Source organism: Bifidobacterium sp. N4G05, assembly GCF_002742445.1.
GTDB classification, from domain to species: Bacteria; Actinomycetota; Actinomycetes; order Actinomycetales; family Bifidobacteriaceae; genus Bifidobacterium; species Bifidobacterium hominis.
Window position 1 is genome coordinate 239855 of record NZ_NJNQ01000002.1, and the last position, 16635, is coordinate 256489.

Here is a 16635-nt window from a genome sequence, read left to right on the forward strand (position 1 = left end):
TATTGATTGCGATTGCGAACTCGCGCCTCGCGTTTCGTGTTGCGTGGCACAAGTTCGTACGATTGCAGTTTTTACAGGATTGCGGATTTGCGGGTTTGTGGCTCAGTGCTGGCCGTAGACGTTGGTGTAACGATCATTCAACTTCGCGATATCCTCATCGGAAATCGGAATGATCTCACCAAGCTGGCGGGCGGCCCACATCGTATGAGCGACCTCCTCCGTCATCGCCGCCGCCTTCACCGCGGACTCAGCGTCCTTGCCGATCGTGAACGGACCATGGTTCTGCATCAGCACCGCCGGGGACTTCGGATACTCCTTGAGCGTCTCGACCACGCCCTCGCCGATCGCCTCGGAACCAATCAGACGGAACGGACCCACCGGAACCGGACCGCCGAACTCGTCGCCCATCATCGTCAGACCGCACGGAATGTTCTGACCGGTGGCCGCCCATGCGGTGGCGTAGGTGGAGTGGGTGTGCACTACACCGTAGACGTCGGGCATGTGGCGGTAGATGTAGGCGTGGGAGGCGGTGTCGGAGCTCGGGGCTTCGGAACCGTCCACCACGTTGCCATCCAGATCGCACACCACCATGCTCGACGGGGTCAGGTACTCGTAACGCAGGCCGGACGGCTTGATCACCATCAGGTCCGCGGTGTGCAGACGCTGCGACACGTTGCCCGCGGTCCACACCACCAAGTTCCACTTGACCAACTGCTCGTGCAAAGCCGCCACGACCTCACGCACCTGCTTGACCTCCGCACGCACCTCAGGACCATAATCAGCCAAAGTAGCCATAAGAATATTCCTTTCTATTCTTAAAAAGTTTTTACTTAGTTTCCAAATCGATTGTTTGGATTGCGGTGTGTTCGATCGGCAGTCCCTTGCGGAAGCGATCGAAAAATTCCTCGAATCCTGCAACGTCGTTTTCGTCCGGATTTTCCGTGGTGGAAGCTGCATCTGCGAATACGCGAGCGTCAAGGAATTCGTCGAGCGGCTGATCGGCGTGCCACAGGTAGTCGGCGAGCACGGCCATGCCCCATGCGCCACCTTCGGCTGCAGTAGACATCACCTTGATCGGCGTATCGAATGCGGCTGCGAGGATCTTCTGGGCAACCTTCGGGGTGGTGAAGATGCCACCGTGACCAACGAGGGAGTCGACCGCGACGCCTTCGTCCTTGGTCATCACGTCCATGCCGATCTTCACCGGGGAGAAGGCGCTGAACAGCTGGGCGCGCATGAAGTTGCCGAGGCTCATGCGGGCTTCCGGACCGCGTGCGAACAGCGGACGGCCTTCGGGGAGTCCTGCAAGGAATTCGCCGGAGCGGAACGGGTAGTTGATGAGTCCGCCGCAGTTGGAATCGACGTCGTCTGCGATGGCGGCGCGGAACAGCGTGCCATACAGGGTGCCGGCGTCGATCGGAGTGCCGATCGCGGCTGCGAATTGGCCGAACAGGCCAACCCATGCGTTGAGGTCGGACGTGAAGTTGTTGGCGTGGCTCATGCCTGCAAGATCGCCAGCCGGAGTGGTGACGAGGTCGACTTCCGGATGCAGGCGTTCCAGCTTGTGTTCGAGCACGACCATGGCGAAGATGGAGGTGCCGGCGGAAACGTTACCGGTGCGCACACGCACGGAGTTGGTGGCCACCATGCCGGTGCCCGCGTCACCCTCCGGCGGGGCGAAGGTAATGCCCGGCTGCAGCGTGCCGGTCGGGTCGAGCAGCTTGGCGCCCTCCTCGGTCAGCGTTCCAGCAGGAGTGCCGGCGACCAGCGGCTCCGGCAGCAGGTCGGCGAGTTTCCACGGCTGGGCTGCGACTTCCGGAATCGCGTTGAACTTCTCGATGAATTCGGTTTCGTAGGTGTGCGTGGTCGGGTCGATCGGGAACATACCGGATGCGTCGCCAACGCCGAGCACCTTCTTGCCGGTGAGCTTCCAGTGCACGTAACCGGCGAGGGTGGTGAAGAAATCGACCTTGCCAATGTGCTCTTCGTCGTTGAGCACGGCCTGGTACAGGTGTGCGATGGACCAGCGTTCCGGAATGTTGTACTGGAACAGTTCGGAAAGCTTCTCGTGTGCTTCGGAAGTGTTGGTGTTCTGCCAAGTGCGGAACGGCACCAGCAGTTCGCCGTTCTTGTCGAAGGCGAGGTAGCCGTGCATCATGGCGGAGAAACCGATATGACCGACACGGATAAGCTTTTCTCCGTATGCTGCTTCCACGTTCTGCGCCATCGACGAGTATGCGGACCGCAAACCATGCCAAATCTCTTCCTGGGTATAGCTCCACAGGCCATCCTCAAGATGGCTGGCCCAGCCATAATCGCCGGCGGCGATCGTGTGATAGGTGTCGTCGATGAGTACGGCCTTGATTCGGGTGGAGCCGAATTCGATGCCTAGGCTCGTCTTACCGGCACGGATCTTCTCGGCGGTCAATGCGACTTGGTCGTCAAGTTCCTGCTCCTGCACCATAGTGTCAAACTCCTTGTGTCCGAGCGCCTACGCAACCACTCTGTCAACCGAATGTTAGCGCTCACTGTTAACGCTCACTATTCTAAACGCAAATTACGAACCGCACAAACTCGCGTGTCAAAGAAACAATCCGTCAGCGCAATCGTCCGAAACAGCGAACCGGTGCCGAGTCCGCACTCAGCACCGGTTCACGAAATCACAGGAGGAGAACAGCCGACCATCAACGTCGCTGCACGGGACCGATTGAACTGCGCTTGATCAGTTCCGCCGATACCAAACCAACGCCATGCCGGGACGCGGCGAACGAATTCTCGTCGCCCTCCCCCAACAGATACAACGCCTCACGCATCGCAGCCACACCCAACTGCTCGAAACCAGGACGAACCGTGGTCAGCGGAGGGAACATGTTGTCCATCGCAGGCATGTCGTCGAATCCGACCAAGCTCACATCCTGCGGAATCCGCACGCCATGCTCATGCAATGCGCGTGCCACCCCAACAGCCTGACCATCGTTCGCGCACACCATGCAAGTTGGCAAACCGCCGCCGGCGCGGCCGACGTTGTCGAGAATATGATTCATCTTGCCGTACGCCTCGGAGGATTCCCAGGTCTCGCACTGCACCGTCACGGAATTGACCGAATTGGCCGCGCACAGCTTGTTCCATGCCACCAATCTCGTAGCCGCATCACGCCAATCCTTCGGACCGGCGAAATACAGTACGGAACGATGCCCGTATTCCACGACGAGACGCATCACGTCGGCCATCGCGGACCATTGGTCCACGCCGACGACGGATACGCGACGGCGATCGGCGGAAGACATCAATCGCAAACCATCCTGCACGCCGATACTGCCATGCGTGGAAGTGACGATCACACGCGGCTGCATGACCTGCGTACGGCAAGCCGCCGAAAACATGACGTCAGTCGGCGTGAGGAAGATATACGCATCAACGTTCATCTCATCGAACGTACGGCATAGGTCGTCGAACTCAGCCTGCGTACACAAAGCCTCGTGCACCATGCTCACCGTCATGAACAGACCATGTTGCCGAGCCATCGATTCTATCGACGAAATCGCGGAAATCGGTCCGTAAAACCGTTGACCGCCGGCGATGAGCCCGATGGTGCGGGAACGGCGCGAGGCAAGCGCACGGGCAGAGTTGCTAGGGCGATAGCCAAGTTCGCTGATAGCCTTCTGCACCTTCTCACGCGTCACATCGGAAACGTCCGGCGAATGGTTGATGACCCGGGATACGGTCTGATGGCTCACTCCCGCATATTTTGCCACTTCGAACATCGAAGGACGTTTTTTGCCTGCATTGCGCCTGCCTGCCATGCCCCGTCGCCTCCCGCACACAACTATTGGTACGTTCGCCTATTGTACACACACTTATGGTGAACGCTAACATCACACCCTTCAACGACACACATACACAAAAGTTGTACGTCATCACTTGTCTTTGAACAATACCATTTATAACATTAATAATAGTTTCTTTTAAGAAACATTCACAATGTAAACCATGTCAATTCTACGAAAAAATTCAACAATAATCAGAAAATACAACAGAGTAGGAATATCATGAATAAAGTCCTTACATTACAAACAATGAAAGCAGACACGGACATAAAAACAAACTCTATTTTTTCATCATTGTCAGCGGCACTTTGTATATGGACCACATTTATGCCAATGAGCACTGCGTCCATTGCCGTCTGCTAACGATTTTACTTAAGAAGATTAGTATGAAGTGGATTTTGGAACTACAACAATTACTACTACCCGAAGAAGAGCCAGACGATGGAGGTTCGACAATCAGCATCGCCTTCGTCTGCAAAAAGGAAAGCACCATCAGCCTGTTATTTTGCATGGATAGATGAAGCGGCCTGCCTATAGGAAAGAGGGAAACCATGAACGGAAAATATAGAGATTTCATTGGTCAACCTGGGTTGCATTACACCCCCGCCACCCCGGACATCAACAGTCGTGAGTATGCCATCAACCCGCCCAATAACTGGATTAAGATCACAGACGATTACTGGTCTTACGTGGCACCGGCACAGCATATACTTCCAATCCAAGGGTGGAAATTACATGTATCATCCACTTTAGGCAATGCTCAACAGGTGCTGTCCATTGTATCGTCATATTGTTTCGAGAACAGCATTTCGTTTAAATTTACAACAACCCCAAGGAAACTGTTACTCAAGAATTCAAAGAGCGGAAATCGTGCGGCATGCGGTAAATTCATCACCATATATCCCAATGAAACTGACCTTAAACACACTATAACCCATTTGGATGCGCTTCTCGTGGAGTATCGTTCCGCACCATACATCCTGAGTGACATGCGATACAAACAAGGGCCGATTTTTTACCGCTATGGTGGATTTCAGAAGATTCAGGACCCCACAGGGACATTATGCGTCATAAAACCTGATGGATCATATGTGGAGGATGCCAGAGTTCCCTATTATCGAGTTCCCAATTGGGTAACAACGCCAGCCTTTCTTATTCAGGATCAACGTGCGCAGGAATCCGGCGAACAAGTTCCTGATTTCCATGGATTTGAGGTACGAAAAGCTCTTCACTTCAGCACAGGCGGAGGCATATATCAAGTTTCAAAAGACAGTACCGACTACATCATGAAAGAAGGACGTCCACATTGCGGCTTGGACGCCTCAGGTCATGATGCCATAGCAAGAATCAAGCATGAAGCACAAATACTAAGAGCTCTTGAAAAGTTTAACGGAGTACCCCATATTATCGACGAATTCGACGCCTGGGAGCATCACTATATCGTAGAGACCTTTGAACAATCGATGACACTGGGCCGATGGCTCGCTTTAAACTATCCTTTCAGCCGAAGCAAGTCCGCTGAAGCAACTGCGCAGTATTTGAACACATTACAAATTATTGTCAAGAATCTGACGCAAACACTCTTGCAATTACACAAAGAAGGATATGCGCACGGAGATATTCAACCGCATAATATTATCGTTAACCCTGATACCGGCCAAGGGGTTTTCATTGATTTTGAGACAGCAGTCCTTCACGACTACGATCACTCTCTTTCCATCGGCACACCTGGGTATCTTGATTCGGTCAACGACCCATTGAACACAAGAGATTGGACAGGCCTTTACCGTTCAATTCGAGGCGCTTTACTTCCGATAAGCACTATCGAAATGCTGGGATCAAACAAACCTAAAGAAATGCAACAATGGATCGCCTCTGAGTACGGCCTGGAAGGAAGCACAATCCTTAACGCTATCCTTCATGCCGCACAATCAGAAGGTATCGATGCGTCAGCAAACCAAACCGCTCTCGTCGCATCCAAACAATATCGCCCCACCAGCATACAGGGAATCGTCAAAGATTTACGCGACTCACTCTCAGCTGCAATCGACTGGTCTTCACCAAGTCTCATTCATGGAGATCCACTTCAATATGAACACCGATTAAACCGATACTCCTTGGCCTACGGCGGAGCCGGAGTTTGGAAAACACTCCTTGATTTTACACCCGATCATCCAGCATTACGGGCAAAACTTCCAGAGTGGCTCAACACTATTGATTCCAATCTTCCCAGCTATATTGAAGGATATTTCTCATATGGTTTATTCACCGGGATAGCCGGAATAATCGAACTTGCAATCAGAGCCAAGCAACGGCATATCGCGCAACATATCGTTCACATGCTCGCAGAGCATATCGCATCTTCTGATTCCAAAGGCATTACTTCCATCTCCATCGAATCGGGATATGCAGGAATAATTCTTGCCCTTACGTACTATCACGAACATTATCACGATAATATATCCCTCAAAATCGCAGAAGAATGCATAGAACGATGCGCTGCAGTGCTTACGGAGCCCAACAATACCCTCATATACGACTCCAGCGCAACACCAACAGGGTTGCTATATGGCTGGTCCGGTGTTTCCTTGGCATGCATGCGTATGTACGACATCACTTCGTCACAAAAGTATCTGGACCTTGCCGATACATGCCTTCAGCAAGATCTGCAACGTCTGAACATTACCGACGGCATATGCAATCTGGCAACCGACGATTCTCGTTTGATGCCATATTTCTCACTTGGGAGCGCAGGCGTGAGTCTTACAATGCAACGCAGAACGCAATATCCAAGCACCCGAAATCATCAACAAGAGCATCTAGCATCCATACATAACGCCCTAATCGCGCGCCCCTGCGCACACGCCGGTCTTTTTAAAGGAGAAGCCGGACTCATTGGCACACTTCTTACCCTTTCAGGCCATGATCAAACCTCCAGACAGATTGCGCTCGATTATGCATCGCTTTTTCTCATTCAGAAAAGCGATGACGAATCACTGTATGCACCAGGCGATTTTTCATATCGTTTTTCAGATGACCTTGCCACCGGAACAATAGGCTGGATTTATGCATTGAGCGGTAACGTCTTATCCATTTTCCCCGGATTCCCATTATCGGAAAGGAGGTGGCCACAATGAACGAGATTCTCCAAATGCAAGCTCTGTATGTCGAAGAAACCGAACGCACAGCAGGCGCGTCCTCCGTCAGCGTTGCATTCAGTTGCAAAAAGTTTAGTTCGATTTCTCTCTTGATCTGCTAAAAAGACCAAATCTAGTGGATGAATTCATATTGAATTCATCCACTATCATAATGAGCAATACTTTGAGGAGAAAACTATGCCATCCGTCCTATACACCCTTCTACGAGGATCAAAAATCCTTATTTTTCTTCTCATTTTCATCAATATTTTTTCCAATATATTAATATATGTACAACCTCTATATATCGGAAGCCTCGTGGGCTTTTTTTCATCGAACGGCACCATCGATATTCAATATTGTATTATTCTGTTTCTTTTATTCGTCAGCAACTCACTACTCAATGCTTTAACCAATTATTGCAGCCAGCTGCTTTCCCAGCGCTTTGTACTTAAGCTTCAATTATTAGTTGGACGACATATTTTTAACCTTAGTACTTCAGAGTTGGCAAGATACTCCAACGGCGAACTAGCATCGAGAACAATCTCAGATATCACAGTTGCAAAAAACATCGTCAGCCCTCAAGTTCTTTCCTTACCTGGAACAATCTTACTTATATTGTGCTCCACAATCACTATCATCATTATTGACCCCCTTCTTTCTTTGACCACTATCTTCTTACTTGCATTAATCCTGATAATTTCTCTTATCTCAGGAAAACAGATCGCAAAACTCACTAAGAGCATCCAGCAGCAGTATTCCCATATCGGTGAGAATATTCAGAAATTTGCTTCAAGTGCCATTTTTGTAAAAGCAAACAACTTGGAAACACAATCAATTAGAAATTATACTTTAGCTTCAGAAAGTTTATTTCATTCATCAAAAAAACTAGCCCGTATTCTAGCGATTCTGTCACCTATATCTTCACTTGCAGCCCAATTCTTTTTGATTATCGTCATATTCCTTGGAAGCATGAGAATAGCTTCCAACGACCTTTCATATCAATCCTTGGCCGTAATCATTACTTTCCTACTGGTATTGGTTTCTCCCCTAGGAAGCTTCACCTCATCCATCAGCAGCATCGCTTCCGCCTTAGCCGCATTTGAGCGGCTCAAGCCTCTCATCGGCGACAATCAGGTCACCCATACCTTAACGGGGAATCTCGAATTAGCAAACTCATGTCACCAACTTCGATTTGACAATGTTTCAGTCCAATATTCCCCATACTCCCCTGCTGTATTTCAAGCTATGTCTTTTGAGCTTCCCGAGAACGGGCTTGTTTCCGTAACTGGGCCGTCTGGCTCGGGGAAAACAACCCTCGCTCTGACTGCCATCGGAATCATCACCCCTTCCGAAGGGCAAATCCAATATGGGACACAAACCATCGAACAACTTGGAGGAAAATTCATTCGCGAACATCTTGTGTCCCTTGTCCTGCAGGAGTCTCCCCTATATGGAAGAACCTTACGCGAATCCTTAACGCTCGGTCGTAACATCTCAGACAGTACCGTGCTTCGCTGGTTTGAACCATTTGGTTTGACATCGTTCTATCGCAAGCTGCCCGATGGGTTGGACTCAGCTCTTTCTGATCTGATTTCCGACGCATCTGCCGGAGAAATGCAACGATTAAGTATCATCCGAGGTTTTCTACGGAATACACCCATCATCATCTTGGATGAGCCGACCTCTCATCTAGATGCGGAATCAGAGAGAAAAGTATCCAACGCAATACAAATGTTTGCCAAAGATCACACGGTCGTAGTCATTTCTCACCGTTTGGAGCCGATTCAAAACGCTGTCTTCAACATTCAACTATAGTTCTCGCAGACAATGCAATGCATCCGATACAAATGAAACCTATCCTTTTATAAAAGGTTTGCTTTCAAATCGCTTCGGAAGAATCGAGGAGGCATGACGGTTTCAGCGGACAACCCAAGCAAGTCGTTTTCATTCTGCCGTATCGCCGTGGTGGACAACGATCCTATGGCGTTGGCGGCACTCACACAACTCATCAAAGAACAAGCAACGTTTGCTTCACTACTTTGGACGTCCATGGACGCTCAGCACGCCCTTGAACACTGCTCCCGTTTCGAAGACATACCAGACATCCTAATCACAGACATGTCCCTCGAAGGTATTCAAGGAGATTCGCTATGCAGAAGAATAAGACTAACCAACACAAAGACACGGCTGCTGGCAGTCACCAGCTTTTCCTTATCCTCGTATGAGCATAAGTCACGGCGAGCAGGAGTGCAAGGCCTAGTGAGCAAGAATGACGAGAAAGCCATCATTCAAGCCATCGCCACGTTACAGAGAAGTGATTCCTTACCGGGATTCGAAACACCAATCCTGGCACAAACTCGGCTCAAACATGAAAAAACTTCACCTTTATTGACCGTACGAGAGGAAGAGGTTATCGGCCTGGTATCCGAAAAGGGGCTTACCGACCGCGAGATAAGTGCTGTAATAGGAGTCAAGGAAGCGACCGTACGCAGACATATGCACAACATCATGAAAAAAATGAAGGCGAAAACCGCTCGACAAGCCGTCGCCATATGGCTCGGCGGAAGATAATCTCATGCATCGTCAAATCATCTCCCGGTGTCCACTATCCCCGATTACGATAACCATCATTCTCATAGCAGAATCAATGGTTTTATGCACTTGGGCCTTTCATCCTTCCAACTCACCATATGTTTGGGTACTGACGATTTCTCAGATCGCATGCATCGCATTTTCCCCGGCTTATCCTCGTGCCGCATTCGGAACGGCTTTACTTATCAATCTATGCGGCACACTGCTTCAGAACGATTCCGGACCGACATCGTTGTATTCCTTGCTTGTCGCCTTTGGTTTCTTATGTTTTCGCAACAGCAATATCACCTCCTTGATAGCATCAGTACTGATCTGCGGAATCCAAACAATCGGAATGCTCTGGACACATTCCTGGAACGATATAAGAACTTTGTCGTCTACCTTAATTGCTCTAGCGCTTACAGCATTGCTGGGATGCGGTTTGCGTTGGCAAGAGGACGCATTGCGGCGGCGCCGCGAAGCGGAGCATTTACACATGCTGCTTAACAATAGAGAACGAGATATCAATACTGCGACACAGTTGCATGACGCAATCACCAATAGCTTGTCGCTCATTGCTCGAACGGCTCAACGTCAAATGAGGTTGAATCAATCAGATTCCAACCAATCTTGGGACTTCATCAATCAAGAAGCCTTGAATGCTTTGAAACAGACTCATCTCATCATTGAAAACCTTCAGCATCACGAAAAAAACGTAACCACTGCATCGGCATCGGAAACACCGTTTAACCAGTATCTCCATACGCTGCTAAAACACCATGACGACAATTTGCATCGCTTAGGATTCTCAGGCAAAAGCATACTTGATGACTCGATAGCGATTCGCTTCAACGAGTCGGAACAACACTTATTTGTCATGCTACTGAACGAGATTTACGCCAATATAGCACGCCACGCACCAACTGGATGCCGTTATGATCTTTCCATCCTGTCTAATGAACGAACCTTGGAAATCACACAAATCAATCCCCTATATAATTCGTCGCACAATGATACTCAGCCAACCACAGAACTTCCGAAAAGCCAATATGGCTTATCAGCATTATCAGCGCAACTGAAAACTATTCATGGAACCCTTACTGTCGAAAAGGATGATATGTGGATTCTTTTTGCCACGATGCCAAATGAGAGCAATCTGACATTGCTCTAATAACTCATTTGCTGCTCATAGTCAGGCAAACACGTGCAGCATCGCCACAAAGCCCGAATAGTATGAGCGTCCAATCAAACAGAAGCTACGACCACGCGTGGTATCAGCGAAAAACCAACGCCGATACCACGCACCAAAAGAGACTCTGGAAGCTAACAGTTCCGAGCCAAGCTGCGCAACCGCGACGCGAAATTGGGCCAGTCGGTACGCATGGCGGTTAACAGTTTACGATTGGGGACTTCCTCAATCGGCACCCATTCGATTTCCATGCTTTCGTCGTCATTCGGCTTGGGATTGACATGATGCCCCGGCTTTTCGAAAGCGAACACGGTGGTGTACGCCCACGGTCCGTGGTCTTCGCAGTACGATCCGACCACGTCAATATCTTCAGGGGTAATGTTGGCTTCCTCATAGGATTCGCGCAGTGCACCCTCGATCGGGCTTTCACCGTCGGCGGTGGCACCTCCTGGAATGCCCCACGTACCGCCTTCCGCACTCCATACCGCACGATGCTGCATGACCACATGCGTCACCTCACCGGTCTGTTCGCTTCGGCGGGCCAGCAGCACGCCGGACGCGCCGTTCATGCCCCAATGCTTGCGGCCGCAATCGCAATCAATCCAACCATCACCCGGCTGATGCACGTTTTCCTTGGGAGGAAGCGGTTTTGCAGCACCGGTTCGCGAATCGTGTTCAACGTTCGGTTCTTGATCGGCTCGCGTCACATTCCACAGATCGGTCCATTCCACGCCAAGCTCGGCGGCCAAACGGCGCGCCAGCGGAAGGCTCAAGCCGATAATGCCGTGCGGATCGCCTTCGATGGAGTCAATGAACGCTCCACCGAAGCCCTCAAGCGTGAAGGAACCAGCCACTTCCAACGGTTCTCCAGTAGCGATGTACCGTTCGATATCGGTGTCGGAATATTCGCAGAAGTGCAGCGTGGCCCTGCTCGCGCCTCGCGCGAAACGCCCGGTGGCAAAGTCGATCAGGCAATGGCCCGTCCACAACTCACCGGTGGCACCACGCATGGCACGCAGTCGTTTCCGAGCCACCTCAGCGCTATGCGGCTTGCCGTAACATTCGCCGTCAAGCAGGAACATGGAATCGCAGCCAAGAATCAGCGGACCGACTTTCGCACGGGTCAGGCTCGGCTTGCCATCAACGAAATCAGCAATCGATTCAGTGATCGTAGGAATGGTGATTCCAGAAAAATCGCGGGTATTTACGTCGGAGGCGGACTGCACTTCGTCCGCACGCAATGTAATACGAGGATGTTCTAAAGATGCAGAATCTCCAGTATTTTCAGCATTATCTGAATGTTCGGAAGATTCGGCAACGGCTTTCAGCGGATATCCGATCACGCGATCGCCGTGCGCAGCCGCGGCGGTGGAAGCAACGTTACGATACGCCTGATGCACGGCTTCGGCTTTGGCCGTAGCGAGAATCATCACCCGCTGTTCCACGCTCAGATCGCTTACGGCAACGCCCCTGACAGCCGCTTCGCGCTCAAGCGCTGCCGGCTCGTCCACGTTTGATACGCGAATCGTAGGGCAAATGCCCGCCGAGAAGAGCACGTCACGGCGGGGCTTGGATTTGGAGGCGAGAATCAGCGGAATGGGATTGCTCATACGCGTTCCACCTGCACACCCTTGGTGTCGATGCCCAAATGCAGCACACGCCAATGGCCGGAAGCGAGCTCTTCGGAAGCAAGCTGTTCCAACTGTTCGCGGGCGTCGCCGTGATGAAGCACCAGCACGCATGGGCCGGCACCGGAAACAGTGGAAGCGAAACCGCGGGAACGCAGCTTTTGGATCAGCGCCCACGACGGCTCCATCAAAGGAGCGCGATACGACTGATGCAGGCGATCCTGCGTGGCAGCGAACAGCAATGCGTTGGCGTTCTGACGCTGGCCAGTCGCCAGCATCGCAGGATTCATGGCAGCCGGCAGCAGGCTCACGCGAGACACGTTGTGCACGGCATCCTTGAACGCCAGCTGTCCCGGCAGCGCCTGACGCGCCTTTTCGGTGGACAGTTCATAATCCGGTACGAACACGGCGGCTGTCAGATCGTCGGCAACACGATAGTTGATGGTATGGAAGCCATTGTGCAGCGGCTCGCCGCCTGGAATCGGCACGGAACCGACACCTTCGGGGGTTTCCATGTCCCAAGACATGGTCAGGCCGCCATACACGGCAGGAGCCACGTTGTCCGGATGGCCTTCGATGGCGGCGGCAAGCTCGAACACGGCATCACGGTTGAGTTCGTCATCCTGCGCGAAAGCGGCCGCGGCGGCAATGCCGGCCACAATGGCTTCGGCGGAAGAGCCCATGCCTCGCGCCTGAGGAATGTTGTTGTGAGCCTGAAGAATGAAGCCCACACGCCCCAGACCGAAGGTCTGGCATGCGCGGCGGAACGTGGAAACCACCAAGTGGGTTTCGTCACGCGGGAGGGTATCGGCGCCTTCGCCTTCGATCATCACCTGAGCCGCAGTGTTCACCGGATCGGCGCTCAGTGTGAATTCAAGTTCGTCGTGGTAGTCCAGAGCAAGTCCGACCGTATCGAAGCCAGAACCAAGGTTGGCGCTGGTGGCCGGAACACGTACGCGTACTTTACGAGTAACTGGAGTCATCTCTCGTCGTCCTTCGTCACATATTTTTTACAAATGTAGCACCGTATACCCGAAAGGGTACAAGAGTCAAATTCAAGCCCATAATCGGCAGGTAATTCAGCAAACAATCGGCAAGCAATTGCCCAACACAGCAGCCGGAATATGAACAAAGAGACGGCTGCCCAATCGCAACGATTTGAGCAGCCGTCTCATAACTGTTAGTTAAGCACGCGGAGGATGGAAGGCTCTCCGACCACGCAGTCGAGTGCACACACGTCTTCCACGGTTTCGCGCAGGGTCAATTCGTCGGTCATGTGCGTGACCAAGCGCAGCTGCTGCAGTTCGCCATCATAACCCGGATCCTTCAGCGTAGGCTTGAGGTCTTGGTTCACACCATTGATGGACACGCCATGCTCGGCGAACTTGGCCGCAATGGCTGCCAGCACGCCCGGATTGTCGTGAATCACGAAACGCACGGCAAACTCGGCCTTGGAAGCTTCGATCGGAGCCTTCTTCAAATCCTTATACAGCGGAATGGCCGGGCCGGTGCAGCCCTGTGCGATGTGACGCGCCTCGGTCACCACATCGCCGACCACCGCGGAAGCGGTCGGAGCGCCGCCAGCGCCACGGCCGTAGAACATAAGATCGTCGGCCGCTTCGGCCTTCACAAACACCGCGTTGAAAGAGCCGTGCACGGAAGCCAGCGGATGATCGTTGGAAATCAGCGCCGGATACACGCGGGCAGACACGCCGGCCTCGCCGTTCTCCACCACGGCCAGCAGCTTGATGACCTTGTTTTCGGAGGTTGCGGCGGCAATATCGTCGGCGGTGATCTTGGTGATGCCCTCCACAGACACATCGTCGATGGTCACGTTGGTGTGGAAGCCAAGCGTGGCCATGATGGCCGCCTTGTTGGCCGCATCGTAGCCCTCGATGTCTCCGGTCGGATCGGCTTCGGCATAACCCTTGGCCTGAGCGTCCTTCAACACGTCGTCAAAGTCGAGGCCCTTGGTGGTCATTTCGTCAAGAATGTAATTCGTAGTGCCGTTGACGATGCCGAGCATACTCGTCACCTTGTCTCCGACGAGGGATTCGCGCAGCGGCTTGAGGAACGGAATCGCACCGCCCACGGAGGCTTCGAAGTAAATGTCAACGCCCTTGGCTTCGGCGGCCGCATAGATTTCCGGACCATACTTGGCCAGCAACGCCTTGTTGGCGGTGACCACGGAAGCGCCGGATTCGATGGCCGCAAGCACGAACTTGCGGGCCACGCCGGTTCCACCGATCAGCTCGACTACAATGTCGGCATTGGTGGCCACGCTCATGGTGTCGGTGGTCACCACGGACTTGTCGATCCACGGGAACGGGTCGGTTTCCGACGGATCAAGGCAGGCGACGCCGGTCAGTTCGATCGGTCGACCGATGCGTGCGGCAAGCTCTTCCTTCTGCTCCACCAGCAGGCGTGCGGTCTGAGAGCCGACCGTGCCCGCGCCCAACAATCCAACGCGAATCGGCGCAACATCTTCCTGTGCCAAGGCATCCTCCCTTGAATGTGAAGTATTGGTGTAACCCTGCCTATTGTACGGTCCCGATATGACGTAAGACCGCGAAATCATACGAAAATGGACGGTTTCTGAGCTTTGCCCCGAAAACCGTCCATGCTGCATCCATGCTGCATCCATGCTGCGTCCGCAATTTGAGACGAATCGCCATGAACAATACGAAACACGAGCGAAACGCCACGAATCGCTATTCGCTCACATCCCAATCCAGCAGATCGTCGACCGTCTGACGGCGGATCATCACATGCGCGTCTTGCTCGGATACGGCAACAACCGCAGGAATCAGCGCCTGATTGTAATTGCTGGCCATCGTGCGACCGTATGCGCCCGTAACAGGCACCGCAAGCGCGTCACCGCGCTGAATGTCGGCAGGAAGACGCGCCTCGTTGACGAGGATATCGCCCGATTCGCAATGCATGCCGACCACACGGCACAGCTTGGTTTCGCTGGAACCCTCACGATTGGCGATTTTCGCAGTGTAATCCGATCCGTACAATGCCGGGCGAATATTGTCGCTCATACCGCCGTCAACAGACACGTACACGCGTTCCGTAACCGGATTTCCGGCCTTGTCTTTCGCGTTTCCGGCAAGCTGAACCGGCTTGACCGTGCCCACGCGATACAAGGTGACGCCGGTCGGGGCGACCGTCCAACGGCCCGGTTCGAACGAAATGACCGGAGCGGGCATGCCAAGCGCGCGATTCACGGCGGTGACCGCATCGGCAAGGCGGGCAAGTTCCGTATCGAGATCCATGGAATCCTCGCCATCGGTGTAGGCCACGGAATAGCCGCCGCCCAAGTCAACCTCCGGCAGTGTGTATGCGTCGGTGGCGTAGAAGGTCTTGCGCAGCAGCATCATGCGCTTCGCGGCCTGAATGAAGGCGTCCGCATCGTGAATGTTCGAACCGATATGCGAATGCACGCCGACCAGTTCGAGCACGTCCTGATGGCGGTAGATCTCCTTCAATACGGCGAGCGCGGGACCATCAGCCACCATGGTCATGGCTTCGGCGAGTTGGCGGTCGCCTTCGGAAACCTTCTCGTGGCTCATGTCGTACGGGTATTTGATGTCGTACTGCAGCTGGCGTTCTGCGCTTTCGCTTTCGCCTAGGCGTGCGTTCGAACCTGCGGGGGTCACGTCGGTCAGATCGTCAAGCACGTTCAGCTTGCTCGCATCGGCACCGGCCGGCAGCAAGGCGACGCCGAACTTCTGGTCTTCGTGCGCGGTAGACACGAACTCGTGACCGCCCGCATGAATGCCGGACGTAACACGCAACATCACGCGAGCGCGCTTGCCGAGACGCTTGGCGATTTCGGCGATACGGGCCGGCTCGTTCGGCTCGTCCACCACGATTTTGGCGAAGCCTTCGGTAATGGCGAGTTCGATTTCCGCATCGGACTTGTTGTTGCCGTGCAGCACGAGTCGTCTTCCGGGAACGCCTGCGGCAAGCGCGATACGCATCTCGCCCATGGTGCAGGTGTCGATCAGCATGCCAGATTCGGTGACGATGCGGCAGATTTCCTTGGAAAGCAGTGCTTTCCCGGCGAAACTGACGTGGGTTACGGTGTTGTTGAACGCATTTGCCGCGGACTTGACGAATTTAGTGGCACGGGCTCGCACGTCATCAGTGTCGATAACGTAGAGCGGCGAACCGAATTCGTTCAGTAGGCTTTCGGCAGTGCGGCCATGGAACGTGATTTCACCTTGCTCGTTCACGTCGGAGCCGGCCGGCCAGATGGGGGTGACTGCCATGGC

Annotated in this window: 12 protein-coding genes and 2 pseudogenes; 6 read left to right on the forward strand and 8 right to left on the reverse strand. The window is 53.0% G+C overall.

Going from position 1 to position 16635, the window contains the following annotated elements:
* Window positions 1-102: 102 nt before the first annotated feature.
* The 3 genes from CE153_RS02755 to CE153_RS02765 all read right to left on the reverse strand — a co-directional run bounded on the left by CE153_RS02755 (window position 103) and on the right by CE153_RS02765 (window position 3803).
* Window positions 103-795, reverse strand: a complete 693-nt coding sequence (locus CE153_RS02755) for an L-ribulose-5-phosphate 4-epimerase (protein ID WP_039199226.1) — start codon at window positions 793-795, stop codon at window positions 103-105.
* A gap of 31 nt (window positions 796-826) precedes the next feature.
* The gene (locus CE153_RS02760) at window positions 827-2464 is read right to left on the reverse strand and encodes a xylulokinase (RefSeq protein ID WP_099595040.1); all 1638 of its coding nucleotides are present in this window, start codon (window positions 2462-2464) and stop codon (window positions 827-829) included.
* 220 nt (window positions 2465-2684) lie between these two features.
* Window positions 2685-3803 (reverse strand): LacI family DNA-binding transcriptional regulator, encoded by a 1119-nt coding sequence (locus CE153_RS02765; RefSeq protein ID WP_236824358.1) that lies wholly within the window; start codon window positions 3801-3803, stop codon window positions 2685-2687.
* A 410-nt stretch (window positions 3804-4213) separates the two neighbouring features.
* Between CE153_RS02765 and CE153_RS09145 the strand changes: the two genes are divergently transcribed.
* From CE153_RS09145 to CE153_RS08760, 6 genes are all read left to right on the forward strand, one after another.
* The gene (locus tag CE153_RS09145; RefSeq protein WP_180753375.1) at window positions 4214-4348 is read left to right on the forward strand and encodes a class III lanthipeptide; all 135 of its coding nucleotides are present in this window, start codon (window positions 4214-4216) and stop codon (window positions 4346-4348) included.
* 30 nt (window positions 4349-4378) lie between these two features.
* A complete protein-coding gene (gene lanKC / locus CE153_RS02775; RefSeq protein WP_099595042.1) occupies window positions 4379-6964 on the forward strand; it encodes a class III lanthionine synthetase LanKC in 2586 nt (861 codons plus the stop codon).
* Complete coding sequence (locus CE153_RS09150) at window positions 6961-7086, forward strand: class III lanthipeptide (protein ID WP_099571766.1); 126 nt, start codon at window positions 6961-6963, stop codon at window positions 7084-7086. Before lanKC ends, CE153_RS09150 begins: the two co-directional genes overlap by 4 nt.
* 76 nt (window positions 7087-7162) lie before the next feature.
* On the forward strand, window positions 7163-8782 hold the full coding sequence (locus CE153_RS02785; protein ID WP_099571767.1) for an ABC transporter ATP-binding protein: 1620 nt from the start codon (window positions 7163-7165) through the stop codon (window positions 8780-8782).
* Window positions 8783-8875: 93 nt separating this feature from the next.
* Window positions 8876-9538, forward strand: coding sequence for a response regulator transcription factor (locus CE153_RS02790; RefSeq protein ID WP_099595043.1), 663 nt, complete (start codon window positions 8876-8878; stop codon window positions 9536-9538).
* A gap of 76 nt (window positions 9539-9614) precedes the next feature.
* The gene (locus CE153_RS08760) at window positions 9615-10709 is read left to right on the forward strand and encodes a hypothetical protein (protein WP_143433069.1); all 1095 of its coding nucleotides are present in this window, start codon (window positions 9615-9617) and stop codon (window positions 10707-10709) included.
* Window positions 10710-10861: 152 nt separating this feature from the next.
* Here the strand turns inward: CE153_RS08760 and CE153_RS02800 are convergent.
* The 5 genes and pseudogenes from CE153_RS02800 to CE153_RS02815 form a co-directional block, all read right to left on the reverse strand.
* Window positions 10862-11935, reverse strand: a pseudogene (locus CE153_RS02800) (Maf family protein); the annotation flags it as partial.
* 110 nt (window positions 11936-12045) lie between these two features.
* Window positions 12046-12337 (reverse strand): annotated as a pseudogene (locus CE153_RS09155) (Maf family protein); the annotation flags it as partial.
* Entirely contained in the window at window positions 12334-13338 is a 1005-nt protein-coding gene (gene thrB / locus CE153_RS02805) for a homoserine kinase (protein WP_099595046.1), read from the reverse strand. The gene thrB and the pseudogene CE153_RS09155, both read right to left, overlap by 4 nt.
* A gap of 197 nt (window positions 13339-13535) precedes the next feature.
* Entirely contained in the window at window positions 13536-14852 is a 1317-nt protein-coding gene (locus CE153_RS02810; RefSeq protein WP_099595047.1) for a homoserine dehydrogenase, read from the reverse strand.
* A gap of 214 nt (window positions 14853-15066) precedes the next feature.
* Entirely contained in the window at window positions 15067-16632 is a 1566-nt protein-coding gene (locus CE153_RS02815; RefSeq protein WP_099595102.1) for a diaminopimelate decarboxylase family protein, read from the reverse strand.
* Between the last annotated feature and the right edge of the window lie 3 nt (window positions 16633-16635).

Excerpts from the sequence above, each read along its gene's own strand:
- CE153_RS02755 (WP_039199226.1), bottom strand. The coding sequence starts at position 795 with ATGGCTACTTTGGCTGATTATGGTCCTGAGGTGCGTGCGGAGGTCAAG.
- CE153_RS02760 (WP_099595040.1), bottom strand. The coding sequence starts at position 2,464 with ATGGTGCAGGAGCAGGAACTTGACGACCAAGTCGCATTGACCGCCGAG.
- CE153_RS02765 (WP_236824358.1), bottom strand. The coding sequence starts at position 3,803 with ATGGCAGGCAGGCGCAATGCAGGCAAAAAACGTCCTTCGATGTTCGAA.
- CE153_RS09145 (WP_180753375.1), top strand. The coding sequence starts at position 4,214 with ATGAAGTGGATTTTGGAACTACAACAATTACTACTACCCGAAGAAGAG.
- lanKC (WP_099595042.1), top strand. The coding sequence starts at position 4,379 with ATGAACGGAAAATATAGAGATTTCATTGGTCAACCTGGGTTGCATTAC.
- CE153_RS09150 (WP_099571766.1), top strand. The coding sequence starts at position 6,961 with ATGAACGAGATTCTCCAAATGCAAGCTCTGTATGTCGAAGAAACCGAA.
- CE153_RS02785 (WP_099571767.1), top strand. The coding sequence starts at position 7,163 with ATGCCATCCGTCCTATACACCCTTCTACGAGGATCAAAAATCCTTATT.
- CE153_RS02790 (WP_099595043.1), top strand. The coding sequence starts at position 8,876 with ATGACGGTTTCAGCGGACAACCCAAGCAAGTCGTTTTCATTCTGCCGT.
- CE153_RS08760 (WP_143433069.1), top strand. The coding sequence starts at position 9,615 with ATGGTTTTATGCACTTGGGCCTTTCATCCTTCCAACTCACCATATGTT.
- thrB (WP_099595046.1), bottom strand. The coding sequence starts at position 13,338 with ATGACTCCAGTTACTCGTAAAGTACGCGTACGTGTTCCGGCCACCAGC.
- CE153_RS02815 (WP_099595102.1), bottom strand. The coding sequence starts at position 16,632 with ATGGCAGTCACCCCCATCTGGCCGGCCGGCTCCGACGTGAACGAGCAA.